The 24,862-nt window shown below is 31.8% G+C and carries 28 protein-coding genes; 18 read left to right on the plus strand and 10 right to left on the minus strand.

Annotated features, from left to right (window positions below; genetic code table 11):
• The first annotated feature begins 1,001 nt into the window (after positions 1 to 1,001).
• Positions 1,002 to 1,469, plus strand: a complete 468-nt coding sequence (locus JM172_RS10285; protein ID WP_214482210.1) for a hypothetical protein — start codon at positions 1,002 to 1,004, stop codon at positions 1,467 to 1,469.
• Positions 1,470 to 1,819: 350 nt separating this feature from the next.
• Here the strand turns inward: JM172_RS10285 and JM172_RS10290 are convergent, their stop codons facing one another.
• Entirely contained in the window at positions 1,820 to 3,631 is a 1,812-nt protein-coding gene (locus JM172_RS10290) for a glycoside hydrolase family 16 protein (protein WP_214482211.1), read from the minus strand.
• A gap of 558 nt (positions 3,632 to 4,189) precedes the next feature.
• Between JM172_RS10290 and JM172_RS10295 the strand changes: the two genes are divergently transcribed.
• From JM172_RS10295 to JM172_RS10315, 5 genes are all read left to right on the plus strand, one after another.
• Positions 4,190 to 4,906, plus strand: a complete 717-nt coding sequence (locus JM172_RS10295; RefSeq protein ID WP_214482212.1) for an endonuclease/exonuclease/phosphatase family protein — start codon at positions 4,190 to 4,192, stop codon at positions 4,904 to 4,906.
• Between the two features lie 383 nt (positions 4,907 to 5,289).
• Positions 5,290 to 5,628: a DMT family transporter gene (locus JM172_RS10300; protein WP_214482213.1), complete on the plus strand. Its 339-nt coding sequence runs from the start codon at positions 5,290 to 5,292 to the stop codon at positions 5,626 to 5,628.
• Position 5,629: 1 nt separating this feature from the next.
• On the plus strand, positions 5,630 to 5,944 hold the full coding sequence (locus tag JM172_RS10305) for a DMT family transporter (RefSeq protein ID WP_214482214.1): 315 nt from the start codon (positions 5,630 to 5,632) through the stop codon (positions 5,942 to 5,944).
• A 15-nt stretch (positions 5,945 to 5,959) separates the two neighbouring features.
• A complete protein-coding gene (locus JM172_RS10310) occupies positions 5,960 to 6,547 on the plus strand; it encodes a TetR/AcrR family transcriptional regulator (RefSeq protein ID WP_214482215.1) in 588 nt (195 codons plus the stop codon).
• A gap of 239 nt (positions 6,548 to 6,786) precedes the next feature.
• Positions 6,787 to 7,062, plus strand: a complete 276-nt coding sequence (locus tag JM172_RS10315) for an HU family DNA-binding protein (protein ID WP_214482216.1) — start codon at positions 6,787 to 6,789, stop codon at positions 7,060 to 7,062.
• A 63-nt stretch (positions 7,063 to 7,125) separates the two neighbouring features.
• On the opposite strand, the gene JM172_RS10320 is transcribed toward JM172_RS10315, so the two are convergent.
• The 3 genes from JM172_RS10320 to JM172_RS10330 all read right to left on the minus strand — a co-directional run bounded on the left by JM172_RS10320 (position 7,126) and on the right by JM172_RS10330 (position 10,714).
• The gene (locus JM172_RS10320; protein ID WP_214482217.1) at positions 7,126 to 7,479 is read right to left on the minus strand and encodes a hypothetical protein; all 354 of its coding nucleotides are present in this window, start codon (positions 7,477 to 7,479) and stop codon (positions 7,126 to 7,128) included.
• Between the two features lie 817 nt (positions 7,480 to 8,296).
• Positions 8,297 to 9,583 carry an S-layer homology domain-containing protein gene (locus tag JM172_RS10325; RefSeq protein WP_214482218.1) on the minus strand — a complete coding sequence of 429 codons (1,287 nt, stop codon included), beginning with the start codon at positions 9,581 to 9,583 and terminating at the stop codon, positions 8,297 to 8,299.
• 945 nt (positions 9,584 to 10,528) lie between these two features.
• Positions 10,529 to 10,714, minus strand: coding sequence for a hypothetical protein (locus JM172_RS10330; RefSeq protein ID WP_214482219.1), 186 nt, complete (start codon positions 10,712 to 10,714; stop codon positions 10,529 to 10,531).
• 568 nt (positions 10,715 to 11,282) lie between these two features.
• Between JM172_RS10330 and JM172_RS10335 the strand changes: the two genes are divergently transcribed.
• The 3 genes from JM172_RS10335 to JM172_RS10345 all read left to right on the plus strand — a co-directional run bounded on the left by JM172_RS10335 (position 11,283) and on the right by JM172_RS10345 (position 13,285).
• Entirely contained in the window at positions 11,283 to 12,071 is a 789-nt protein-coding gene (locus JM172_RS10335) for an alpha/beta fold hydrolase (protein ID WP_214482220.1), read from the plus strand.
• Complete coding sequence (locus JM172_RS10340; RefSeq protein WP_214482221.1) at positions 12,046 to 12,630, plus strand: TetR/AcrR family transcriptional regulator; 585 nt, start codon at positions 12,046 to 12,048, stop codon at positions 12,628 to 12,630. The genes JM172_RS10335 and JM172_RS10340 overlap by 26 nt, the downstream gene beginning before the upstream one ends.
• 382 nt (positions 12,631 to 13,012) lie before the next feature.
• On the plus strand, positions 13,013 to 13,285 hold the full coding sequence (locus JM172_RS10345) for an HU family DNA-binding protein (RefSeq protein ID WP_214482222.1): 273 nt from the start codon (positions 13,013 to 13,015) through the stop codon (positions 13,283 to 13,285).
• Between the two features lie 121 nt (positions 13,286 to 13,406).
• On the opposite strand, the gene JM172_RS10350 is transcribed toward JM172_RS10345, so the two are convergent.
• Complete coding sequence (locus tag JM172_RS10350) at positions 13,407 to 13,844, minus strand: immunoglobulin-like domain-containing protein (RefSeq protein ID WP_214482223.1); 438 nt, start codon at positions 13,842 to 13,844, stop codon at positions 13,407 to 13,409.
• A 194-nt stretch (positions 13,845 to 14,038) separates the two neighbouring features.
• On the opposite strand from JM172_RS10350, the gene JM172_RS10355 reads away from it, so the two are divergent.
• The 4 genes from JM172_RS10355 (at position 14,039) to JM172_RS10370 (ending at position 17,074) form a co-directional block, all read left to right on the plus strand.
• The gene (locus JM172_RS10355) at positions 14,039 to 14,437 is read left to right on the plus strand and encodes a VOC family protein (RefSeq protein ID WP_214482224.1); all 399 of its coding nucleotides are present in this window, start codon (positions 14,039 to 14,041) and stop codon (positions 14,435 to 14,437) included.
• A 266-nt stretch (positions 14,438 to 14,703) separates the two neighbouring features.
• Complete coding sequence (locus JM172_RS10360) at positions 14,704 to 15,396, plus strand: hypothetical protein (RefSeq protein WP_214482225.1); 693 nt, start codon at positions 14,704 to 14,706, stop codon at positions 15,394 to 15,396.
• A gap of 413 nt (positions 15,397 to 15,809) precedes the next feature.
• A complete protein-coding gene (locus tag JM172_RS10365; protein ID WP_214482226.1) occupies positions 15,810 to 16,148 on the plus strand; it encodes an NIPSNAP family protein in 339 nt (112 codons plus the stop codon).
• Between the two features lie 53 nt (positions 16,149 to 16,201).
• Positions 16,202 to 17,074 carry a GNAT family N-acetyltransferase gene (locus JM172_RS10370; RefSeq protein ID WP_214482227.1) on the plus strand — a complete coding sequence of 291 codons (873 nt, stop codon included), beginning with the start codon at positions 16,202 to 16,204 and terminating at the stop codon, positions 17,072 to 17,074.
• A gap of 248 nt (positions 17,075 to 17,322) precedes the next feature.
• Here JM172_RS10370 and JM172_RS10375 read toward each other — a convergent pair whose 3' ends face one another.
• Both JM172_RS10375 and cspD read right to left on the minus strand, forming a co-directional pair.
• On the minus strand, positions 17,323 to 18,966 hold the full coding sequence (locus JM172_RS10375; protein WP_214482228.1) for a hypothetical protein: 1,644 nt from the start codon (positions 18,964 to 18,966) through the stop codon (positions 17,323 to 17,325).
• Positions 18,967 to 19,764: 798 nt separating this feature from the next.
• Complete coding sequence (gene cspD / locus JM172_RS10380) at positions 19,765 to 19,965, minus strand: cold-shock protein CspD (RefSeq protein WP_214482229.1); 201 nt, start codon at positions 19,963 to 19,965, stop codon at positions 19,765 to 19,767.
• Positions 19,966 to 20,347: 382 nt separating this feature from the next.
• Between cspD and JM172_RS10385 the strand changes: the two genes are divergently transcribed.
• The 4 genes from JM172_RS10385 (at position 20,348) to JM172_RS10400 (ending at position 22,387) form a co-directional block, all read left to right on the plus strand.
• A complete protein-coding gene (locus JM172_RS10385; RefSeq protein ID WP_214482230.1) occupies positions 20,348 to 20,518 on the plus strand; it encodes a hypothetical protein in 171 nt (56 codons plus the stop codon).
• A 252-nt stretch (positions 20,519 to 20,770) separates the two neighbouring features.
• Positions 20,771 to 21,919 (plus strand): AimR family lysis-lysogeny pheromone receptor, encoded by a 1,149-nt coding sequence (locus tag JM172_RS10390; RefSeq protein WP_214482231.1) that lies wholly within the window; start codon positions 20,771 to 20,773, stop codon positions 21,917 to 21,919.
• Entirely contained in the window at positions 21,916 to 22,068 is a 153-nt protein-coding gene (locus JM172_RS10395) for a hypothetical protein (RefSeq protein ID WP_214482232.1), read from the plus strand. Before JM172_RS10390 ends, JM172_RS10395 begins: the two co-directional genes overlap by 4 nt.
• Positions 22,069 to 22,213: 145 nt before the next feature.
• The gene (locus tag JM172_RS10400) at positions 22,214 to 22,387 is read left to right on the plus strand and encodes a hypothetical protein (protein ID WP_214482233.1); all 174 of its coding nucleotides are present in this window, start codon (positions 22,214 to 22,216) and stop codon (positions 22,385 to 22,387) included.
• A gap of 490 nt (positions 22,388 to 22,877) precedes the next feature.
• On the opposite strand, the gene JM172_RS10405 is transcribed toward JM172_RS10400, so the two are convergent.
• The gene (locus JM172_RS10405; RefSeq protein WP_214482234.1) at positions 22,878 to 23,066 is read right to left on the minus strand and encodes a YkvS family protein; all 189 of its coding nucleotides are present in this window, start codon (positions 23,064 to 23,066) and stop codon (positions 22,878 to 22,880) included.
• A 373-nt stretch (positions 23,067 to 23,439) separates the two neighbouring features.
• On the opposite strand from JM172_RS10405, the gene JM172_RS10410 reads away from it, so the two are divergent.
• The gene (locus JM172_RS10410) at positions 23,440 to 23,634 is read left to right on the plus strand and encodes a hypothetical protein (protein ID WP_214482235.1); all 195 of its coding nucleotides are present in this window, start codon (positions 23,440 to 23,442) and stop codon (positions 23,632 to 23,634) included.
• A 179-nt stretch (positions 23,635 to 23,813) separates the two neighbouring features.
• Here the strand turns inward: JM172_RS10410 and JM172_RS10415 are convergent, their stop codons facing one another.
• Positions 23,814 to 24,314, minus strand: a complete 501-nt coding sequence (locus JM172_RS10415; protein WP_214482236.1) for a sigma-70 family RNA polymerase sigma factor — start codon at positions 24,312 to 24,314, stop codon at positions 23,814 to 23,816.
• A gap of 328 nt (positions 24,315 to 24,642) precedes the next feature.
• Positions 24,643 to 24,783, minus strand: a complete 141-nt coding sequence (locus JM172_RS10420) for a hypothetical protein (protein ID WP_214482237.1) — start codon at positions 24,781 to 24,783, stop codon at positions 24,643 to 24,645.
• Between the last annotated feature and the right edge of the window lie 79 nt (positions 24,784 to 24,862).

Raw genomic sequence — 24,862 nt, forward strand, 5'->3', positions numbered from 1 at the left:
TTATTGGACATAAAAAAGCCCCCTTAAGGTAATCAGATTTTATTTTTTAATCTGTCTACCTTAAGGGGAGCATATCATATTAAATTTCCTACTTGGAAAGCGGTAATTAACGAATAAAATGTGTATTGAAATCAATACCCAGTTTATGGATGTTCTAGGTAACGTGTTAAATACAATGGTTTTTATAAAAATAAATATATTTATATAAAATGGTAAAATTCGTAGCATTTTAAAAGGATATATAATCAAATATCAATAAATCCCTCCTCAGATCAAAATCATACTTTTGCGAAATTTGATACAATAATTATAGAAATCGATTTCCCCCTAATGCACTTATATAGCATTAATTTTGTAGATAAAACGTTACTATTTGTAACGTTTTATTTCTTTTTCATTTATAGTTTTGCGACGTAAGTGAGAAGGGAAGAAGAATTACAATAGATACAATATCGTTATGTAGATGAAATTCTTGTTAATAGGGACATAATCAATTATGAAATTAGTAAAACAGTGTACCTCAGATAAAAAAGTTAAATACGCTTAATAGAAGAGTATGTATATCTAAGTCAAGCTGGATTGCCAAATAAGGTGTTTGAATTCGATGAGTGGAGAAAACGTCCTTTAGTGGCTCATAAAGAGAATGGGAAAATGATGGAGAGTAAGGTATTATTCCTAAACTACTTATATACATGATTGTTACACAAAAACCAAGTCTCTTTTATAGAAGGCTAAATACTTTTTTACTCTCTATAATGAAACTATCATACAAATTAATTAAGAATCTAAGTAGTATTGTACGGTATAAATCTAAAATTCATTTAGTAATGCTCTGAAACAGTATGAAGGTTTTTTGGTTTTTTATAGCATTTCTGTCTTGCATAAGAAATTTATCCAAGCACTGCTGCTTTAAGTTGAATAATATATTCTGTAGTCTAATGAATAGGACTCAGATTCTCACAGAACTTATGACATTCTAGGATAGATAGGGGGGAGAATAATTGACTAAAAACCATGATATCGCATTTCTTTCTACACAAGAAGATAAGCCTGCTATACTACCATTAGATGGAACTAGAGTAGAGCTGCTAAGGTTAAGAATTCCAAAACATTTATATGGAAGACAGGTGAAGCTTGATGGATTTCTTCAGTCGAATTTTGCTGTAGCGGGTTTTGAGAATGATGTTGAACTTTCTAGTTTTCCATATAAATATGAGTTAGCTTATCAAGTAATGGTTGAATCAGCAGAAGCTAATTTAACAATGGCTTCTCCGTTATTATTAGACACAGTAAGTGGAGTACAGCAGCCAGCACAGTTTGATGTAGAGCATAACACAAACCCAAACTTTACAATTTCAATACCTTGCCTAGCAGGAGATCTTGTGCTTATGGCTTCTGTTGTTGAAACACAAGGGGGTGTAGAAGGCGCTTTTGTAAATACTAGATCGATGAATGCTCTTTTGTTTTAAGCTAACTTAAAGTACAAATGATAGCCAAGATAAAAATCTCGAAAGACGCCATAATAATATATGCAAAGGGAGAAGCGATTGTCTAATTATGTTCAACATAATATGCTATATCTTACTAGATAAGTTGAAAGCTTCTTTGGTAAACAGTTAATACAAAAAATTTGAACCGTTAGAGAAAGTATATTTTGTTGAAGTTTTTGTCGAAAAAAAGAACCACGAACAATAATTGTATTTGTGATTTCTAGTAGTTAAAAAGCAGCAATTTTATGCGAAAACGCCAAATTAAGCTAAAGAAAGGATAACTGTCGAGTTATCCTTTCTCTACATTGTTAATCATTTCATAACCGTTGTTAATGCTGTACGATAGATACGTTATCGATATAAACTGTTGTAGCAGCATTTCCCCCCTCGATATTTCCTAGTTCAAATACTATCTTTCCGTTAGTATATGTTTGCTCTGTCATTTGGAAAGAGTAGGTAAATGTCTGCATGTCGGTTGTTAAATCAAAAATTTCTGTATTGGCATACGGTATAAACCATGGATCTGTTGTAAGTTCTTTACCGATATTAACATTCATCTTTCTTGGTGTATCACTTCTAGCATCAAATGTAACCGTATACAATTTACCGTTGTTAAATTCAATACCGTTTTGGTACACTTGTGGAGAATAAGCTACATTACCAACTGTTTGCATTTCAATTGCTAATTCACCATTTACAACTGATTTATTACCCTCTGCAACACCCGTCCATTGATCTCCCCACCATGCTGTCCAAAAATCATCATTTGTAGCAAAATCGCCATTTTTTAAAAGGTTTTCTCCGATGGGTTCGATGACCACATTATCTATGAAAATATTATGTGCACCTGCGCCATATTTGCCCATTAATAATTTTAGACTGACTGCATCAGACTGTGGCATTGTCATTTGAAAGCTGTAATTATTCATATTGCTGGATAAATTAATTGTTTCACTCAAGTATCTATTATATTGTGAGTTCTCTATAGAAACGACCATATCCCTATCAATTGTTGATCTTGCATCGAAGGATACGAGATAATCCTGGTCTTGTTGTAAATTTAACCCTCTTTTCTCTAATATAACGCTCCATTCTTCGTTACCTTGTTCAGAAATAACAACATTAGCTTCTTCATTTTCTGCTAATATTTGAGCTACTGTATCATGATGCACATATGGTGACCAATCGCTTAAGCCACAAGAAAAGTCAAAGTTCCTATCTACTGTTGGAATGCAACCATTTTCGTCATTTGATTCATATACGCGCACATAGTCAATTTCCATTTTTCCTGGAAACGCAGTTGGATCATCAGGATTTTCTGTAAATTGGCCTCCTACTGCTAGATTTAGAATGATATAGAATTCTTGGTCAAACGGTGCTGGAAATGGATTCAGTTCTTCAGCAGGATTAAGGCTAAACCAGTTGTTTAAAGTTTGATATAAATTTCCGTCAACATACCAACGAATTTCTCCAGGTTCCCATTCTACTGAATAAGTATGGAAGTCTGTAATCGCTCCACCTTCAGGGAAATGATATGCTTTACCTGTGTATTCTCTTATTGGCCATAAACCACCATAATGTATCGTACCTGAAGCTTCATTGGGTTTACCTCCAGAAGCTTCCATTATATCAATTTCACCAGAAGCAGGCCATGATCCATAAACATTATCAGTTGGAAGAAGCCAAAATGCTGGCCACAATCCATTACCTTTTGGGGATTTTATTCTCGCTTCAAATTTTCCATATTTTTGCCCAAATAATCCCTTTGTTTTAAGCTTGGCAGATGTATAGTCATATGTACCATATTCATCAGATATTTGCTCTTGCTTTGCTTCAATAACTAGATTGCCATTATTAATATATGAATTCCCGGGAGCATCTGTATAATATTGCTCTTCATTATTTCCCCAGCCTGGTGCGTCAGTAATTACATTACCATTTTCATCAACAAGATAGTTTCCGAAATCATAAGTCCATTTTGTCCTGTCAATCTCATTTCCATTAAATTCGTCGCTCCACACAAGATTCCATTCAGAGCTGTTTGCTGCTTGTACATTCATTTGACTTTCTGCTCTACTTGCAGAAGTTAGAGTAGGGATACTAATTAGTAAGCATAATAAAAAAGTTAGTAATTTTTTCATTTGAAACCTCCTAAATTAGTTTTTTATATTATTTATTTTAATAATACTAATTTCAACTAGGTAGGTATGTTATTTTGGAAACGGTTACATTTTTTTGTATTGTGATTATTTTTATTTGTTTGTAGAAAAATTGTAGAAGTAGTATTTAAATAGATAATCTTTAAATTCATTATTTAGTTGAAGGAACGATACTATAGGCTGTTACCTATAAAACTAAGCAAAAATGAATAGGGTATTACATTTAGAGCATAGAAAAAGTGTGTCAGTGCATTCGAAAAGTCTCTTTCTGAAACTTTGTTGCTTTTTTCACTTGCATTTGAGTAACTGGTATGTACTGTGATTATAGTTTTATTGAAAAAAAGATGCCCCGAAAGTTAGATACATACGAGTTTTGCTATTATTACGAAAAGCACCAATTAATTTGTGAACAACCTATTACGAACAGCAACTATTAAGACAAAATCAGCCTTTAAAAAAGATCAAATACATGTTACCTGTACAAGCATCTTCTCTGTTATTACATATAATATAGTAATTATGTAGGAGAGGGGGGAAAATATGTTAACAATGAGCTTCAATATACTAGCTGATAGGAGAACTTGGAGAAATCGCAGGGATGGTATAATTAATAAAATAATAGACATTAATCCTGATATAGTAGGGCTTCAAGAAGCTATGTCAACACAAAGAAGAGATTTAGAAGCAGGGTTATCTGGCATGTATGATTTAATACGATTTAATATTCCAGTTAATTACGGCAATCCTATATTAATAAGGAGTAATCGATTTACTATTTTAGACTCTGGTTTTGTTGAAGCGGCTCAATGTGGCAACACGCGATATATAACTTGGTTATTGCTAAGAGAAGTTGATTCGGGTGAAGAGTTTTATTTTTATAATAATCATTATTGTGTAAGCCCTACTTCGAGTAAAGAGGATCATGCAATTGAATTAGTGTCCCTAATTAATCAACATCAAGTAGGAAATAACAACCGTCATGCTATTGTTGTAGGAGATTTTAATGCAACAAGAAATAATGCTATTATGGAATATTTATTAGATCAAATACCGATAGATGGTACACCAAATCCAATGAATATAGTAGACACATGGGATATAGCAAATCAAGGTGATCCAAAACCATCAACAACTGAACGTGGAGCAGCGATTGATTGGGTTCTTACTCTTTCTGGGACATCAGTTACAGCAGCTACAGTAGATAACTCTGATGGATTTTCTGACCATTTTCCTGTTACTGCAACGTTCACGTTGTGAACGATTAACGAAAGATAGCCACAATAAGGCTATCTGTTACATAGCATATGATTTACTTTGTATAGTTTTCATTTTATTAATCGTTTCTTTACTTTGGGTATAGTGTAGAACGGAGTTGAAATATGTTTTTTTGAATCTTCTTATGAAAAATCTGTTGAAATTTATTATTTATAAGTAAGAGAGGATACACACATTAATCATATTAATAAAACTACGAAATAGTTGCATATTTAATTGATTTGTCCTAAAATCTAACTAACGTTAGTTAGATTATATTTTTATTTTTATAGACTTACGTTTTGGAATTGATATAAGTATTGTTAGGTGGGAAACACTAATTATCCTAGAGATGCTTAAAGATGTTAATAAGGAGGATATAAATCATGACATGGTTATATCTTATTCTCGGTGGTATATCAGAGGTAGGTTGGGCGTTTGGTTTGAAATTTTCGGAAGGCTTTACAAATATCCCTTTCGTTATACCGACGGTTTTACTTATGATTTTTAGCTTTTGGGCTTTCTCAAAATCACTTAAATATTTACCTGTTTCAACAGCATACGCAGTGTTTACTGGAATTGGTGCCTTTGGTACATCCATCGTTGGGATCCTGTTTTTAAATGACGCAGTTAGTGTCCTAAAAATCATTTTATTAATAACCTTAATTAGCTGTATTATTGGGTTGAAATTAATACCAGAACAAGCAAAAGGAGAAAGTGCATAATATGAGTTGGATTCTACTAGTACTCGCTGGATTCATGGAAATAGGAGGAGTAACTTTTCTTAAATTATCTGAAGGGTTTACAAGGCTAAAACCTTCATTGTTCTTTGTACTTTTCATGAGTTTAAGTTTTATATTCCTTTCAATGTCATTAAAAGAAATTCCTATTAGTATTGGCTATGGTATATGGACAGGAATAGGTGCAGCTGGAAGTGTATTAATTGGTATGTTTGCGTTTAATGATCCTAAAGATTACAGAAAACTGGCACTGGTTAGTGGTATCATCATAAGTATTATAGGGCTAAAACTAGTATCTTAATCGCGGGGTGGTCAATTGAGTAAGGGAGAAGAGACAAAATTAAAAATATTAAATCAAGCTTTAATTTTGTTTTCCGCAAAGGGCTATGAAGAGACATCTTTAAAAGATATAGCGACTAGTATTCACATTAAAGCACCCTCCATTTATGCATATTTTTCTGGTAAAGAAGAATTATTTATAAGTGTAATTGAATATGTTATGTCAGAGTATATCAATTTTATTAAAGAGCAAGAGGTAGCTACAGCAAAATTTCCTACGAAAGAACGGCTGTATTTTTTGTTACATGAACTAAATGAATATTTTAATAATAACAGCTTAGGTCTTTTTATTAAAAGGTATGGTATTGTTCCGCCAGATAAGTTTAAAGACCTACTAAACCGAAAATATAATGAATGCGAAAAGGAAATAAGGAAATTACTATATACTATACTAAAAAATCATTCAGACAACAGTCAATTTATTGATGATGAGAAGATTGTTAACTCTTTTCTTTGTATGTTGGATGGGATGCTCTTTTACTTAGCAAATTTTTCTTATGAAGAGTATGAAAAAAGACTCAATAATACGTGGGAAGTTTTTTGGAGAGGTATAGTTACATATTGATTTTTTTTAGATCCTTTCATATGGTTTGTAGTTTCATTTACACCGTACATAACGAGAGGTCGTAGAATATGTACGGAAGGCTACCATATGAAATTACTTCTTGCGGTTCTATCTTCGTAACATTAGCAACAAAATTTACGAAAAAAGCCTTTATTTTCTTTTTATTGCAGGATAGTGTTTACCTTTTGATAGGAAATCTGATAAGATATAGTTCGTTACATAGAAAGGTGGTAAAAAAAATGAATAAAACAGAATTTATTAACGCAGTAGCTGAAAAAGCAGAACTTAGCAAAAAGGACGCAAGTAAAGTATTAGAAGCAGTAACCAACTCGATTAGTGAAACACTAAAAGATGGTGAAAAAGTTTCTCTTCTCGGCTTTGGAACATTTGAAGTACGTGAAAGAGCAGCGCGTAAGGGGCGTAACCCACAAACTGGTGAAGAAATTGAAATTGCCGCAAGTAAAGTACCGGCATTTAAACCAGGAAAAGAATTAAAAGACGCTGTCAAAAACTAAAGAAATATTCGAGCATAAAAAAAGTCTATCTAACACGATAGGCTTTTTTCACTTTTTGCAAACTCAATTGTTTTCGAAAATATGAAGAATTTCTTGTAAAGATTCTTCATCTCCCGTTTGTAAGATTTCAACTATTCCTGTAGTGCTGTTATAAATGACTTCGTTTCCGTTAAGCTGTATTTGTACGGAACCATCATTATGTCTTTCTATGTTGCCATCTTTAAATTTTGTACTTAGTGAATGATAAATATCTATTAAAGACATATCAATGATGCGTTGATCATCAATCTTAACGTTTTTTGCAACTTCAAACACTTTTTCTCGTGAATCCTCAAATAGCTTTTCACCTTTATCATTTAATAAACCAGCATAATAAAGTATCCCTACAACAGCAATGGTTATCATTAAAATCTTCATACTTCGAGCTCCTTTGTTTGTCTACTTTGTCATTCACTAATCATCTGTAAAAGGTAATTAACGGTTAATATTAGGTTGTCCATAATGTTAAGGTGCTTAAACTTAAAAAAGTTTGGTTTAGTTTGCATAATTTTTGAAAATGGGGATATATATTGATTGAAAAACAACTAAGAGGCTCACTAATGGTACATTTGCTTGGTCACAAAGTAAAAATCATGATAAAAGGGGGCTGACAACATGAAAATTTGTCCAAAAGTATGGAATAGTTTAACTGTTAATGAAAAAATACACTTATTAATGGATCATATTATTTCTAGTCATCTGTGAAATTTTAGAAACATTGCGTAAATTGTATTAGGAGAGGCTTACCATCTTACTATTGCCAGTATAGAGTATGGCTCTGCATACTATTACAGGGAGTCAAAGCTATTTTCGACTTCCTAGATTATTTATTAGTATGAAATTATGAATTAGGCTACTTGTTTAACACTTTATACGTTTATTTCGGATCATTTTAGTAACCTAAAACATGAAAACTTTGGATTTTCATTGATGTGTTTCAGAAGGAATAGTCATTGAATATAATAAATTATATATAATGGAATTTATAATATGAAGTAACGTAATTAGGTGATAAGTTTGTAGAAAATAAGAAACAGAGAGTACTTCTTAAACATATTCGTAAAAAAATTGAGTCTGGAAAGATTAAGAATAATGTGGCAGAAATTATTGAACGAAGTGAGAAAAAGGTGTAGGGTAGCTACACCTTCATGCTGTATCACACAGATATAGTTTATAATTGTAAGCACTGCTAATACTATGGAATGATAGTAAGTTCCTGTCGTATATCCCCAATAAATTTATCTACATAATAAAACCCTATCGGTACACATTGAGCCTCTTCTTCAGTCTGTTGCTCATCTTGGCAGACTTCAAAATAATATTCATCTGAACTTTCATCATGTGTAGCCTCATGCCTTACAAATACGTTAGGGTTGTTTAACAACCCTAGCTCATTCAAGAGGTGATAGCGTGCTTTTTCTTCAGACATTTTATATGTAAAGAAAATAACTGATGGCTTTGAACTTTCATCACTAATCATAAAGGTTAGAAAATATGCTTCATCTCTATATATCATGGTACTTAAACCATTATGTTCATCGTAACCACCATCATGGGGTTCACCAAGAAACTTTTTAATATCTTGTATTGTTAAATTGCTTTCATCTGTATAATAATCAATTGCAGTAATTAATTCGTCTGAATCATCATTATAATCCACTGTATAGTAATAACAATTACCAAAGAGTTTTCTTTTGAGACCAAACATATAACCTTCCTCTTCAGGTTTACCATTGTCACCAAGAATGTCTTTTGACGTTACATAACCATTTAACGAATAATTACATCCGTTTAATATCCCACTCTTCGCTAATTCTAAAAAATTATTATTAATTAAAGATGGTTTAAACTTACTATCTAATACTCTAGCAAAAAATACAGCAAATTGATCTCTTGTAATTGGTTGATTCGGTTTGAATGTTTTGTTTGGAAATCCAGTAGTTATTCCATTTGCAAATAATTTGTTTATGTATGGGTAATATTCATTATCTAGTGAAACATCTGTAAAGTATTCTCCATAGTCACCTTTTAAGTCATAGCTTCGAACTAGAATTTTTGCCATTTCTCCTCTTGTAAGTGGCTCGTTTGGGTGAAAACTGTCTACTAAATCAAAAATACCTTGGTCAATTACAGCAGCAATTTCTCTATAAGCGCTATGGTCCTCTTTTACGTCAGGCAATTTCGGATTTGTAATATTTTCTGTATTTATTTCCAAGGCACGTGTAACCATTACTGCAGCCTGTCCTCTGGTAACATTATCTTTTGGACCAAATTCCCCATTATTGTAGCCTTTAATTATACCTTCTAAAGTTAGATATGCAATTTCTTCGACTGCCCAATAATCGTGTGTTACATCAGTGAATGAACCTTTAGCCTTTAAGTCGTCATTTGCTGAATGACCGATAGTAGGATTGGTTTGCAGTACTAAACCGACAAACATAGAAATAACAATCATTTTCCAAAATGAGTTTTGATTTTCCAAACTATGCATCCCCTTTAGTTTTGGTAAATTTTCCAACTTAAACATTATTAGGTGTTTTATCCTAGAAGTCAATAATAAAATCTCAATTTATGTAACTAAGTTTTCATATATAAAAGAGCCAGTAAGGTATAGATAAACACTTGGCAAAGGATCAAATCTTTATAGCTAATTGGCCGACCACTGATATACTAAAATTTGTTCAAGAGCTTTCATTCCTATATGACTGTTCTCATTTAAGTCCGTTTAATTGATTCTGATAAATTATATATGTTGCAAATGGTATAACGAATAAAAGTACAATAAGTAAGCTACTAATTATGCTTTTTTTGTTGTTTTTGTTGAAGGACAGTATCGAAATGATTAGCCCAGCTAATGCTAAAGCAAACATTAATGTTCAAATACTGCCATACGCCTCACCCCCTCTCATGGAGAATGAAGGTGACCACCCTTAGATATCCGCTATTGTATTCCAATTATGCCATAGATGCCCTATGTATGGAGCTTGCTGAGAATATACGACTAACTTTCGTGACACCTTTTCTTTTGTAAACAGCAACAAAAAAGGACTCCATTTTAGTCCTTAGTAATCTCAATAATCTTTGTGTTTAGTAAAGCTTTATAACCCAGTTCTCTTAACTCATAGCATAGTAGTGTTTAAGATAGGGGTACCGACAGAAAATGCGAATTAACAATGCTAAGTTCATGCTACCTTAGATAGAACAACATAATTATTGTGGAGGATATTTTTTGAGAAAGAGAATCATATATACATTCTTAGTGTTGTTTTTCATACTTCTAGTTATCTTAACAGCATTTCTTATTCCAGTTAGCATTGTGAGTGGTCTAGATATTTAACCTCTAACAGTAGGATTTCAATTACCTTTTATCGAACAGTATACTTCTCTCACTTCAGTCGAAGTGCAATAATAAAAAGGTGACCTTAAATTAGTCACCCAAATAAATTCGTTCTTCCCAATATTTTACGGCAGTATCGTGCATGTCTTCAAATGAGTTAAAGGACGTGTTTTCTTGTGTGAATTTATCAAGCTTTTTAATAAATGCTTCAGTTAAATTATTGATGTTAACACTTGTTTTTTTTAGCAAACGGAGAGCTATTAAAAAATTCATCATGGCATGAAAATTTTGTATATTTATTAATGAACTTTGTACTATACAGTTCACTAGAATCGACTGTCTGTAGATCAAAATCACGCGTAGTTTTATTATAGCTGTACAAGTAATCCGAGAAAAACTGCGGGATACTGTAGTCTACTTGCTCCAAATTACTCACCTCTCTTTCGTGTGAATATTTAAGCTCCTGTCGTAATTGAAGACAAGGTGCAACGAGCATTATTACATATGTGTTTATTCTTTTTTTGAAAAACAACTATGAATGGAATGAAAAATAGTCTATATAGTAATTATAAAATGAGATAGCTTGAGAAAAATGGTAATAAATTGAATGATATGTGAATTATTAATGTGTAGTAAAAATTGCTTGTAATAGGAATTCATTTCGTAAACGGTTGTTGTCCAAACTGAGCACGTATAAAGTATTAGTTTGTCGAAAAATCGCTTATCGTTTTTTATTGACTGTATGTTCAGTCAAAGATATAATGTTAATAACAACAGTGTCTTTTGAATGAAAAGCTCCGTATTAAGTATATTGATTGAGGCTTATTTATAAGGAGGGTGACAGATGGATTTAAATTATGAAGTTCATGGTGTCGGAGATCCCATTGTGATGATTCATAGCCCTGGTGTAGACATGCGTGAATGGACGTATATTGTTCCATATTTATCTCAGACTAATCAGGTCGTTATTTTCGACGTGCGGGGTACAGGGAATTCACCCGCACCAATTTCACCATCTAATTTTGTAGATGATTTAAGGAAATTACTGGATTACCTACGCATAAATACAGCTACTCTTGTTGGTCATTCAATGGGAGGACAAATTGCAACCGATTTTACGCTTACCTTTCCATCAAGAGTTAAACAACTCGTGTTAATTGCTCCTTCATTAACAGGGTTTCAATATTCACGTGAATTTACTGAATGGATGGAGCAGGTAAACGCAGCTGCCCCAAATATTAAAAAGCTTGCTAATTTGTCCCTAAGTGGTCCTAATTACAGTATAACGATGTCAAGTAAGCAAAAGGATTTTCTCTATGAAATGACTATCCACTATATGACCAAAGTATTTTCAGAATGGGAGAACTTTGAAATTATTTGGCCTGTTCCACATGCTATTGATAGATTACATGAGATAAAGGTACCTTTGCTCTTTATTCAAGGAGATAAAGAATGGAGTGACCAATCTCGAATCGCTGATCACTTCAAAAAAGTGAAGTTAGTTCATTTTTTTATGATTAAAGGTGCTGATCATATGTTAACCTTAACTCATCCAAAAGAAATAGCTTATGAAATTATGTTGTTTTTACAGAAAGGATTAAGTAAGGATGCCACGTACAAGAGAAACAAATGAAGAAATCCGTCGGATTACAAGTGAAAAAATTTTACAAGCAGCAATGGAGCTTTTTATATCAAAAGGCTTTCATTCTACTTCAATTGACGAAATAGCAAAGCAAGCAGATATTTCTAAAGGTCTTCTTTATCATTATTATAAGGGGAAAGAGAATCTAATTGATGCTATGGTTGTAATGCGAGTGGGTGAACTTATCAAGGTTATGAAGACTGCAGTGTTACAGGAGACGCCTGTGGAACAATTGTTATTTATCATTGAAGGTTCTTTGGAAAATGTTCGTGAACAGCCGATGATTTTTCGGTTTTATATAAATTTACTTACTCAAGCTAAAGGAGATAAAGTACTTTCAAAATATACTATGAAATTACAAAAGGAGTATGAGAAGCAATTTGAGGTACAAACTGAGATCTTTGAAAAGCTTGGCGTATCGAATGCCAAGATAAAATCTTTACATTTTTCATCTACCCTTCAAGGAATCATGCTCATGTATTCGACATACCCTAACCTTTATCCTTTAGAAAAAATTAAGAATGAGGTAATAAAAGAGTTTTGTAATTAGATGAGGCTGCTATTGCATAACTTGTTATTTTAGTAATAATAACTTGATATTGTGGCATCGTTGCTAACATTAAAAAACGAAAATCTCAAAATATCTATTTTAGTGAAATTCTTAATTTGTGCCATAGATAATTAACTGACTAGCAATTTTATTCATTGGTATCTAACCGTTCCTTATCATCATTAAAAAAGTGCCTCAAAGTTTGAAAAAGGGTTAAACACAGTAATACCATGAACTAGAAGCTTTGTACACATGCATGACATAGAGTATATTAAATTTATATCGATTTAACTAAATGTATAAAAAGATTAGTTGTAGCTATTTACCTTTATACATTGTATTTGGTAAAATATAGATTGTTACATAGAAAGGTGGTAGTGAAATGAATAAGACAGAATTCATTAATTCAATAGCTGAAAAAGCAGAGCTTAGTAAAAAAGACGCCGGTAAAGCACTAGAGTCTGTATTCAGTGCTATTAGTGACTCATTAAAGGATGGTAACAAAGTTTCTCTACTTGGTTTTGGAACGTTTGAAGTACGTGAAAGAGCAGCGCGTAAAGGACGTAATCCACAAACTGGTGAAGAAATTGAAATCGCTGCAAGTAAAGCACCGGCATTTAAACCAGGAAAAGAATTAAAGGAAGCTGTAAAGTAAATAGATGCCAAAAGAAAAAGCTTATCATGATGATAGGCTTTTTCTTTGGTTGTTATTTCATAAAGCTCACCTGTGCTCTAAGACAACCTTTCACAATCTAATATATATTCTAATTTGATGGTTATTCCACTGTAAATTCTGCTGTCAAATGGTACTTATCATAATCTCCTGCTTTTCTAGCATCCAGTATATCTTTCACTATACGGTATTTACCGGTATTCAAATTTCCGTACAGCCAACTCCAATCAACAGTCCATTCCTTAACATCGGAAGAAGGCAAGCTATAGCCAATATCATTGAATCCATAGTTACCATCAAAGGCAACAGGGACTTGATACCAGCTTCCGTTTATATTCTTTTCCAACAAAAAATATTCACCATAGGTGTATTCCTCGTCGGAGGTATTCTCAAATGCCACAATCAAGCCAGTAGAGGAGACTGTTTCTTCTAGTGCAATCATAGTTACACCATCGAAGTTGTTGACAGTTTCATATAATGTAGGTTCCCAATCAGAATTAGTACTTCCGCATCCTGACAATAATGTCAAACTTATTACCATATAGAATAATAACCATATATATCTTTTCAATTAATCACCACATTGCGTCATATTATTTAACAATTATTTCTGCCTACCAACAATCAAATGATACAATAGTTCAGATGTTGGGAGCTACTTGAAAATTTATACAGTATTAATTGCTAAATTAAGGTATAATAATTTTCGATTATACATATATAGGAGGTTTACAAATGATCCTAGAAATAACTACTCAGGTTCGAGTTTCTAGCATTAAAGAAGGGCAAAAGTGGTATGAAACATTGCTAAATAAGAAGCCTGATTTTACTCCACACGAGGGATTTGCAGAATGGGAACTAATTCCTGGTTGTTGGTTGCAGGTCGCAGAAGGAACTCTTACTGAGGGTAACGGACCATTACGTTTAGGAGTTACTAATATTGTAGCTGAAAGAGATAGACTTGTAGAAGAGCTTAAAATTGATAGCTTTGAAATACAGTCAAGACCAGAAATTCCAGTTAAATGGGGAACATTCACTGACCCGTGGGGAAACCGAATTGGATTTTTTGAATATTTAGATAAGAATGAAGAGCAAGAACGTATTAAAACAATATTGGGAACAATAGAAATATAAAACTTGTAAGAAAGGGAACTTCGAGGAGTTAGAAGTTCCTTAATCACATATAGCAACAACATTTACTAAATAGCGTAAGTGAAAGAATAGGATAGTTTAATAATGAAGGTGCTGTAAAGGAGATTTTAAATCGATATTCAACTAAATTTGCCTATCTTGAATAAAGAGCGTCTTGTTATATGCTTTTTACCTATAAAAGTGTTTCAAATAGGGTCCGGAATGAAGTTTTTTTACATACATAAATAATTGTGCAAGAGGTGAATATTTTGAACAAAGACGTAGAAGAGTTTTTGTCAGATATAACTTGGTGTTTTAAGGAAAGAGAAAAAATTGAGATAATTGGTGAAAAATCATTTCAATGTTCAGCAGAATTTGAAGGTACTTTTCCACAGCTAACAAAGTTACTTAGCAAAGCTAGAATAACAGTAATACAATACGGTAATGTGAATTATGAATTGTTTGGTTGGAAGCATAATGTGTCATCTCAATCGCTTGGATGGCTTTGTTTAGAGCCTTTAAAAGGACAAAATATTAATAAGTCACTTCATCCAAACCATTCAGTATTGCTGCAAAACTTTGGAGGAATAACAGAACGGTGGAATGAACCTTTAGATACGTGGCTAGTAAATTTAAATAATGCTTTAACATATGAGAATATTAAAGTAGGGTTTGGTAGTATGGAAGATATATTCCAAGAGCTTTGTGAAGAAGAAGGAGTCGAAATAAAGGTTAACACTAGTGACTTCATCTCATTTGCTTTTGAAGCTAATGGAAATATTACCATGTATCATAAAATATCTGGAAAAGTTCTAATGTATGCTCATGACCATAATTTTGAACATTTAATTTCTTTCAGTAATTATCCTGAGTATACATTATATGAAATTGAAAGCTGTGAAACCTTAAATGATTGGATTGAGAATATAGCGTCTCAATGGCTAAGACATATAAAGATGTAGAAAGATTATTCTTCTTTGTTGAACGGTTTAGCATTACTTGATGGATCTTTTTCAATTAGCTCGAAGTGCAAAAATCATTGTTTTTTGATTATGAAAGTTATTATAGTAAATAAATGATTAAGTAATTTTAATAAGAAAATGAGAGCATTATTGAACAAAATAGAAACTAAATCTAGTTGATTACCGTCAAACTAGTAAAAGAATTGTTTTATATGAAGGTAAGCATCAATATACGTAAGAGGAATTAATAGTTGCATTACAAGTATTTAGAACCATAAATTAATAAATTTTTAATAGTTAGCATTGTCTATTTAACCTGCATTTAACCTACCATAAATGCTTCGTGTTTGATTAGTCTAATAAGAAGATAGTATAGAAGATCATATATATAAGTCTGTGATAGGAGAGATTTTATGTTTTATAGAAGAAAGTCTTATATTGTTAAACGGGAGATAGTTGAAGATTTCAATAAGCTTTTCAATGACATTAATCTACCAAACCAATTAAAATACGGTTCTCGTTTAGTAGGTCGTTGGATGAAGAATAATAATGATGGCACGGTAGAGGTTTTCGCTATTTGGGAATATGATAGTTATGAAGATTATTTACAGATTGAATCCAAGGTAACGAGTGATGTTGCTCATGTTAAGCGTATTACAGATTGGTTTGCAAAATATGGTGGACGAGAACGTGTTAAAGAATACATATTAGAAATGAAAAACGAACCTTTAGAGTCAACTGTAACAAACTAAGTATAGAAATTAAACTAAAGTAATTTTAAATTGTATTTTAAAGGGTGACTTTTATGGCTACATACGATGAAATAAAATTAGAACTTTTTGAATTAAATACTGATGATATCAATAGTTTAATCGAATTATCTACTTCAGTTGGCTGGGATTATGATAAGTATGAAATAGGTACAGTTTTGTCAACTGGTACAATATTTGGCCACAAAAATGCTTTAGGGAAAGTAGTCTCTTGCGCAGCTATAATCCCGTATGATAAAAATGTAGCTTCTATCGGTATGGTTATTGTTTCTAAAGAATTTAGAGGGTTAGGTCTAGGGAAAGAGGTAACTCAAAAATGTATAGATGCTTGTTCTAATGACAAAACAATTATGCTAATCGCAACAGAAGATGGGAAAACCTTATATGAAAAAATGGGTTTTAGAACTGTAAATTATGTTCATAAGTATCTTTGTGATAACTATACTAATAATCTTAAGTTATTAACTAAAAGTAATGTTACCCTTGGAGCTATCAATGAAATTGATTTTAATAGAATTGTTGACTTAGATAAAGCTGCCTTTGGAGATAAAAGAAGTAATTTTCTTAACAATAGAATAAATCAATCGGAGCAATGTATAGTAGCTAAAGATAACAACGGCAAAATTATGGGTTATGGTATATCTATAAGAGGTTCCGTAAATTTAATACTAGGACCTATAGTAGCTCCGGATCATGAAACAGCTGCTTTAATACTAGACAAGCTAGCATTTGGACATCAAGGGACATTAAGAATTGATGTTCCAAAGAGTAATGATCAATTTATGTTGTTTCTAGAGCAAAGTGGTTTTAACAAAGTTAGTGAACCACCAATAATGGTCATTAACTCTGAAAATTTGCCACCTAGGAACAATACATTATTCGGCATTGCGGCTCAAATTTTTGGTTAAGGTAACTCTTGTAGAGCTGTTCTCAATGAAAAATTGTCATTAGTTTTGCCAGGTTTTTGTAATATTACTATGTGCACTGACTTAAGAAGAATGATATACCGTAAACTTAAGCTCACATCTCAATAGCATGCATTTTGGATTATGAGCTCAAAAGTCCAAATACCGTTGTAAGGCTATCGGCTTGCTTCTATAGAGGTGGAAGTGTCAACAACTCTTCGCAAATGTTATATTACTAAAAAAAATTTTACTTAGTATGGAAGGATATTATTATAGTTCTTAATAACTTCATCGAATCCATTGTTTATTAATAATTTTACTATTTCTTGTGATAACCCTATCTCTTTATTAATCAAATAAGAAGCTTTTGAAGTCACAAGAACTTCTATAGTATTTATCTTTTTAGAGTCAATTTCCTTCCAAAGTTCGTAAGTGTGTAAAAGGTCCTTAAGTGTAAGTAAAGTATAATCTTCACCTTGAAAAGTCATATCGGGTCCAATTTGATACCATGTATCACCTTCGTCAGTTAACCATTTCTCTCCAATAATGTCTATTGCATTTTGAATATAGTATGCAGATTTTAAATATTCTTCATTTTTTGTTTCAATATAACTTTTTAATAACAGGTTTAACCCCCCTAACACATGATTAAGTGAACTGTGTGTAGGTAGTGTATCTTGATAAAATGAAAAATAATCGCTAATTAAAAATGCATCTGATGCAATTTTAAGAACTTTTCTAGATTCAATTTGGTCCACTAAGAGGTCAGCATAATTTAGTAAGGCAATTTTTAATTCTGGAATTTCTAGTAAATCTCCTGTTTCTTCTAGGAAAAGAGCTATCCCTTCATTATGACGTGTATCAATATAAGGAGCTTCTATACCGTATTCCCTTTTAAGCCAAGTGCTTGTAATTTCAGTCTCCCAAAACTCCTTATTTCCTTTAAAAACTGTTAAGTTTGCTATTGAATTTAGAACCAAATCGTAAAAGTACCTTTCTTTTGTTTCTTTATATTCCTCTAATGCAGAAAAATCCTTTACGAGCAACAAATTCCTTCCGTAATTCAGCTTAGACTCTGGTAGAGGCTCAACAGTAGTTACTAGTTTTTTATATGGTCCTTTAGCAGTATACCAGCTATTAGTTTTCCATTTATGGTAATTTGATTTTTTTATCCATTCGTCAAAAGAATGATCAGAAGTAAATAATTCTTTTTCAGAAAAAAGAGACCAATGATCTACAATGTCTTCTCCTAAAGACTCCATATCTAATTTTATTTGTAGTTGGTCTTTTTTTACAATCACATCAACATCCCGATTCTCAGATATAAGTTCTCTGACGATACTTTCTCTTTCATCTTCGTAGGTTTGAGATAATTCTTTTGAATGATATATTTTACTAATCATAACATTTGAGTAATATTCACTCCCATTGTATGTGGTTAATAAACCTAGTGGGTTAGTGGTTAGATCAAAACCTATATCTTCATTGTATCTACGTCCTGCCAAAAATTGGTCGAATGGCTGTAATGTATAGTGTGATACTTCTGGTATGGGAAATGTGACAGTCACATCTATTGGGTTTGTACTATTATTTTCGAGTGAGGTAAAGATAAAAAAATCTCCATTATCCAAAGTTCTTTTTGTAATTTTAAGAAAAGAATTTGGACTAGTAAGTATCTTATAAGTATAAATTGTATCTTTACTGTTCAAATAAACCTGTTCTTTTGTAACAGTTTGTTCAAAGCCATGTTTTTTCTCGTTAATCATAATGTTTTGAATATGTTCTTGTTCAGAAAATTCAATATAAGAGGTCGTTGTAAGCTGTTTACCTTTTCCATATTCTAAATAAAACCCTAGAAAAAAAATAAAAATAACTACAAACACGAATCTTTTCAAGAGTATTTCCTCCAATGTAATTGAATTACAAGATAACAATATTGTAGGTATTAATATAATGAATATTTATTTGTTAATATTTGTATATTTTATATATTATATCCGGGTTTTTGTGAAATTTCTTGATACAAATATAAAGAAATATGTTAAGAGCTGCCTACATGATAAAAGTGGTATTGCAACTGCGCATGATATGGAGCCTATATTGTCATGGTTCTTCAACAAGAGCCCACATGTTCGGCAATTTATTGATAAAGAATATCAACTTCAAGAGAGAGACTTGGAGATACGTCGAATCCAATCATTTAGCTCTCAATACCTATTGTAAGAACTTCAATGAACAGCTCATTTTGTCAAAGAAAGATTTACACAATCATATTTAAAAGTACTTTATTTGAGAAACGACGTCTTTTCTGTAGACAGTGACAATAAAAACCTACTTTCTTTTACTACATAAGAATTTGAAATGGCTTAATTGTATAAAGGATATGGAGAAAATAATTGTCATTTCACATGGATTAATGGATAGAGTTTTAGGGGTGGATTCAAACAAATGGATAAAGAGGAGGCATTATGCTTGGAAGTTTAGCAAAATACTTTTTTTATATTGGATAATCAGAATATTTAACAAATTAGTTACAAGTATGAGGGATTTTAGTACGTAAACAAAAACAAAATGAAGAATATTGGAATTAGCGAAGACCTTCTTGCTTCCTGGCTGTAGCATTCTGTTAGTACAAGCTCAAACAGAATGTTAAAGAATAAAAAAAAATCGTCTATAAAAGACGATTTTTTTTATTAAAACTTTTGTACGTTAGCAGCTTGAGGTCCACGGTTACCTTCTTCGATATCGAATGATACTTCTTGACCTTCTTCTAATGTTTTGAATCCGTCACCTTGAATAGCTGAGAAGTGTACAAATACATCATCTCCACCTTCAACTTCGATAAATCCAAAACCTTTTTCTGCATTAAACCATTTTACTTTACCTTGTGCCATTTTTCGCTTCCTCCTGGGTGGATAATTCCACATTATATTACTATTCTTACTCCAAATATATATTAAAGATGAAAATCTTTCAGATATTTCCTTTTAACAATCATATTGGAACAACAATAACAGAAATAATTGTACCACATAAAGTTTCAAGAAGAAAGGGCTTTATTATTTACTTGCTGTAGAAATCAATTTTCGAACTAATTTTGTCTATACTTTTTAGTTCAAGATATATTATTGCTTACTTTATAATAATAATGTGATAGGTAATTTGCTTAATGCAAAATTTTTCACGATTAAGAAGTAAATGATCTATGTATGGTAAAATAATGAAAAGAACATTTTTTCTGGATATCTTAAAAATTGATAAGAAAAGGTGATGCATATGAAGATTGTGAAAGAGAAAGGTAAGTCAAATTATGTATCAACAGGTATTACATTTGGGTCAGCATTAGCAATTGCAATATCTTGGAGTCTTCATAAATCAATTATTTGGGCTTGTATACACGGTCTATTAAGCTGGATTTATGTGTTGTATTATGCCTTAACTAGATAAAAAAATATGTAATAAAACATTATGTAGTAGAGACATGTATCAAATTTTTTGTGATGCTTAAAGAGACTATTAATATAAAATCACTATCAAAATGAAGTAGTTATGTATAAGCTCCTATTTACTTTTATGTAAAAAAATGAGATTATTAGTTAAATCATAAACAAAATCTCACATTTTTAGCTATGAAAATGATTGAATATTGTAACAAAAGATAGTTTATTGACAAATGTTTTCGAAAAGAGGTAATTTCTATTGATAACATTGGAAAATCTCTATGATAAAATGATCTTTGATGAACGTAGTAATGTTGAGCTAGGTGCAGCCATAAAAGTAAGTGATAAAACGATAGCAAATATGAAAAACTATTTGAAAAATCGGTCTCAAAATGAACCGAAGCTTGAAAATATTTTAGCGTTAGCTAGGCTATATGCTAATAATTCTACTAATATCGATGCCATTGTCCAAGATTTTGGAAAAAATGATATAGGTGCAACTAATCTACTAAAATTAATGGATTTTGCGTATGATAATAGCTTGTTTGACTTTTTGGCTGACTTAATTAAACGGTGTGAAGGGAAAAGTCAAAATTTACAAAAAGCTGCTACATTATATGATTTGCTAAGGATAAAAAAGACCCAAAATAAAAAGTGGACGAGCATCATCTTAGAGGCTAAGTTAGTTAATTCTAGTGACCCTGTTAATATCTTTTTGTTATCCATGATAGAAACTTTGGTACTATTAGAAGCACGTAATTTCAGTGAGTTAGAAGTGAAAAGTGAGGCGCTAATAAAAAAGGCACAATCAATTAATAATAAATATTTGAAGCTGAATTATTCAACGCGTAGCTTAGAACTTTTGGGAAGGGCCAAAATACAATTATTAAAATATGATGAAGTCAACCGAATTTCAGAAACTATTATTAGCAGTGATGCCGGAGATAGAATTAAAGCATCAGCATACTTTACTTCAGCATTAACCAAGTTCTTTTCTGACTTTGATAAATGTGAAGAAAATTTAAAAAAGTCTTCATATTTATTTAAAAAAAGTGGTATGATTAGAGATAGTCAAGCTGTTGAGTCACACTTGTTTATAGCAAAATGTTATCATAAAGTTGATTTAGACAATGCAACAGGTGATACATCTGATTTTGACCGTGCATATTATTTTTATCAAAAAGGTTTAATCAAAGAATCTGAGCGATTGATTAAACATGCTACATACGAAGATTACGAGGCTCCATTTATTAGTTTTATGAAAGGTCTAATAGCAAATGATCTGTCTTCAAAAAGAGATCATTTAAGACAATCAATTATATTATTTGAAGCAATTGGTGATTTACATTATGCACAGTTACCAATGCTTGAATTAAAACAATTAGACAAGGAGGTACCAATAAATTGAAGAAACTCTTATTAACATTTACAGCAATTGCTGTTATTATAGTTACTGCTAGTGCTGGTATAGGTAGCGAGGAAGTAGCCAGTAATAACTTAGAAAAAAAATCTAAAATAACTTTTAAGTCAAGCGTAATTGACCCTGATGGGAACTAAATTTAATATTGTTTAAGATGGACAGTGTTCTATATGAGCACTGTCCATCCTTCGTTTTAGGGGCTCGGAATAACTACAACAAGAAAAAGAAAATGCGAAAATGTAAATAATTTACATATAAGTTTAATAATTGGAGTGAAGTCGCATGTCTGAACGTCAAAAACAAATTGAAAGAGAAATAGAAAATATTATTGAACAAACTCTTAACATCTTTCATGAGAATGCTTTCTTAAACACGTGCTGGGAAGCAGATATAGCGTTAGAAAAAGACGTACACATCACAGATTCTTTGATTCTCAAAGATCCCTTTGATAAATAAATATATTTGTAAACTCTTTCGAAATCACAAACACAATAGTAAAATGTAATAATGTTCTTCAAACAGACCTTTCAAGAAAAAATCATGATTTTGATTTTATTATAAATGATTGTATAAAACAAATTTCTACCTGCTACGTAGTTGTATTATTTTTGAACGTTACTAAAGTGTAGCGTTTTTTGTTTCGTTATGATAATGGATGGAAGATTGAGAATCTTAGAGACAGGGAAGTTGAAAAATTTAGTTGAGCTTTTCAAAACTAAGGGGCTTTTTTGAAATACTAGAAAGTCAGGAGAACACAATAATGATTAAGAAAATATACCAAACAGCATACCTATTAGGGATGCAATATTGATGTGCATGTTGTCAATGCTTAAAAGGAAAATTGGGGTCCGAGGTTTTGGCACCATTTCACATAAAGGCAATAACCTTCAAGTGAAATGGCTCTTGTATGTAGAGGAGAAGAATATGTAAGTAATGATATAAAGATCTAGTTTGTTTCAGCGATAACTTTATAGTTTTTGTGGTTAATAACTGTTCGACGGTGTTCAAGCTCTAGTTCATTAAAATTATCCATATAAGTTAAGTCTACAATAACAGAGTTTTCATTCACTTTCTCAACGATACCTTGTAGCCCACCTCTGAACTCGATGATGTTCCCCACTTCTGCTTTTTTCATGTTATCTCTCCTTTAAAAACTTATACTTCCAATTTTGCCCTAAAATAGATAATCAGTAAAGCAATTTTTTGGATAATTGACATTTATTATCGTTAGTTCATACGTTTGATCTTATATTTGTATTAAATTACCATTATAAATGAGTCAATATGACTATTTTAGTAAGGTTATTTTTTACTAGGTTCGCTCTCATATAGACATTAAATAACTTTACATGTAAAATACTAAAATATCTGGTTTGAAGTATTACTACCATGTAATAGGCTAGCTTACATACTTTTTAGTTTTGTTACCAATGATTATATAGATCTCATCATTTATGTCCAACAATAAGATTTTGACAACAGGTTATGATTAGAGGGGGAATGTCCATATGGATCAACAATATATTACAGAAATATTAGATAAACTGCGTGATGGAGAATTAAATGAGTTTAGAGTTAGTAAGGAACAGTTCTATACTTATCGAAACGTAATAGTTAGTCGCAGTGACTTTAAGCATTTTCATGGAATTGCTCAAAGAGGTGGGGACGTCATATATCGTTATCTAACAGAAGAGCGTAGTTAAATTCCGGGTGTCTCTAATAATCGTGTTATGCCGTTCTTACCGCAATAATAATTTTTCGATATTACTCATGTAAACTACCAGGAATTGTTTGTTAATGCGATCATCATCAGAAGGTATATACAACATCTGCTCTTTGTAACTAAGCAACAAAGGTACTCACTTGAAACATATATGAAAGGTTAATTGGAGGGTGGAGCGAAATTCTTTCTTAATTTTGCTAAAGCATGTCTTCGCCATGATTTAACTGCAGCAATTGAAACACCTTCTTCACTAGCAATGCGTTGTAGTTTTTTACCATGAAGAAAAGTACCTAATAGCCATTTTTGTTGATTCGTTGTTAATACTTCACAATACATGAGCAGACTTTCAAGCTCTGTTTCTTTATCCACGTATGAACCGGCAAGAAACTGAAGGTTTTCATCACTCATACAGATGAAATGACTCTCTACACGGTTTTCTTTTGTCAATTCGGATAATAATTTTCCTTGAATTGTTGCATAAGCATAAGTTGAAAAAATTCCTTTTTCACGATCGTATCTTTCATAAGCTTGCCATAAAGCAATTAAGGCACTTTGATAATAGTGATCAAAGTTTTTGTAAAGATGAAGTTTTCTCATTATTGTTAGTATCATCGGTCGGTATTGATGGATCATTTGTTCAAACTGTGTATTATCGCTCATCGAATTTTCCTATCGAAAGCGCGCTTTGACTATTATTCCGCGGTAACACTAACTTACTTGACAACAGCTTAAATGTACAAATGCCTGAATGAAGGGTATTATGCTATATGAGTTGTTAGAAAATAAAGTTTCATATTAGCAGATTATATATATGCGCTAAGTAAAGCTGGGTGAAATTTTAAATTCGCAAGATTTCATATGTGCAAAAGTGAGGAACTTTCTGACACGTCCATGCCCCAAAGCAGCAATATTCTTATGTATAACAAATTTACAATAAAAAAACCTGTCACAAAAAATCTGTGTACAGGCTTTTTAAAATTTCTTAGTGTTAATCATTGTTATTTAATGTTTCAAGGATTGATTCTAGGACACTAATGTCACTTATTAATAAAGCAGGAAGGAAGATAAAAACTACGATAATCGCTACGTTTGCTAACAGAAGTATTTTCAACGTTTTAAATAATCGCATACAATCACTTCCTTTTTACAAAGATAAACAAGCAACATACGATTTGAAGTCTACATTAATCGCTTTAGCGCCACACCTC

The sequence above is a fragment of the Bacillus sp. SM2101 genome (genome assembly GCF_018588585.1).
GTDB classification, from domain to species: domain Bacteria; phylum Bacillota; class Bacilli; order Bacillales; family SM2101; genus Nanhaiella; species Nanhaiella sioensis.

Excerpts from the sequence above, each read along its gene's own strand:
- JM172_RS10365 (WP_214482226.1), top strand. The coding sequence starts at position 15,810 with ATGTTTTATAGAAGAAAGTCTTATATTGTTAAACGGGAGATAGTTGAA.
- JM172_RS10370 (WP_214482227.1), top strand. The coding sequence starts at position 16,202 with ATGGCTACATACGATGAAATAAAATTAGAACTTTTTGAATTAAATACT.
- JM172_RS10295 (WP_214482212.1), top strand. The coding sequence starts at position 4,190 with ATGTTAACAATGAGCTTCAATATACTAGCTGATAGGAGAACTTGGAGA.
- JM172_RS10305 (WP_214482214.1), top strand. The coding sequence starts at position 5,630 with ATGAGTTGGATTCTACTAGTACTCGCTGGATTCATGGAAATAGGAGGA.
- JM172_RS10410 (WP_214482235.1), top strand. The coding sequence starts at position 23,440 with ATGGATCAACAATATATTACAGAAATATTAGATAAACTGCGTGATGGA.
- JM172_RS10320 (WP_214482217.1), bottom strand. The coding sequence starts at position 7,479 with ATGAAGATTTTAATGATAACCATTGCTGTTGTAGGGATACTTTATTAT.
- JM172_RS10290 (WP_214482211.1), bottom strand. The coding sequence starts at position 3,631 with ATGAAAAAATTACTAACTTTTTTATTATGCTTACTAATTAGTATCCCT.
- JM172_RS10400 (WP_214482233.1), top strand. The coding sequence starts at position 22,214 with ATGTCTGAACGTCAAAAACAAATTGAAAGAGAAATAGAAAATATTATT.
- cspD (WP_214482229.1), bottom strand. The coding sequence starts at position 19,965 with ATGGCACAAGGTAAAGTAAAATGGTTTAATGCAGAAAAAGGTTTTGGA.
- JM172_RS10355 (WP_214482224.1), top strand. The coding sequence starts at position 14,039 with ATGATCCTAGAAATAACTACTCAGGTTCGAGTTTCTAGCATTAAAGAA.
- JM172_RS10340 (WP_214482221.1), top strand. The coding sequence starts at position 12,046 with ATGCCACGTACAAGAGAAACAAATGAAGAAATCCGTCGGATTACAAGT.
- JM172_RS10385 (WP_214482230.1), top strand. The coding sequence starts at position 20,348 with ATGAAGATTGTGAAAGAGAAAGGTAAGTCAAATTATGTATCAACAGGT.
- JM172_RS10405 (WP_214482234.1), bottom strand. The coding sequence starts at position 23,066 with ATGAAAAAAGCAGAAGTGGGGAACATCATCGAGTTCAGAGGTGGGCTA.
- JM172_RS10345 (WP_214482222.1), top strand. The coding sequence starts at position 13,013 with ATGAATAAGACAGAATTCATTAATTCAATAGCTGAAAAAGCAGAGCTT.
- JM172_RS10315 (WP_214482216.1), top strand. The coding sequence starts at position 6,787 with ATGAATAAAACAGAATTTATTAACGCAGTAGCTGAAAAAGCAGAACTT.
- JM172_RS10415 (WP_214482236.1), bottom strand. The coding sequence starts at position 24,314 with ATGAGCGATAATACACAGTTTGAACAAATGATCCATCAATACCGACCG.
- JM172_RS10330 (WP_214482219.1), bottom strand. The coding sequence starts at position 10,714 with ATGATGAATTTTTTAATAGCTCTCCGTTTGCTAAAAAAAACAAGTGTT.
- JM172_RS10420 (WP_214482237.1), bottom strand. The coding sequence starts at position 24,783 with ATGCGATTATTTAAAACGTTGAAAATACTTCTGTTAGCAAACGTAGCG.
- JM172_RS10300 (WP_214482213.1), top strand. The coding sequence starts at position 5,290 with ATGACATGGTTATATCTTATTCTCGGTGGTATATCAGAGGTAGGTTGG.
- JM172_RS10335 (WP_214482220.1), top strand. The coding sequence starts at position 11,283 with ATGGATTTAAATTATGAAGTTCATGGTGTCGGAGATCCCATTGTGATG.
- JM172_RS10350 (WP_214482223.1), bottom strand. The coding sequence starts at position 13,844 with ATGGTAATAAGTTTGACATTATTGTCAGGATGCGGAAGTACTAATTCT.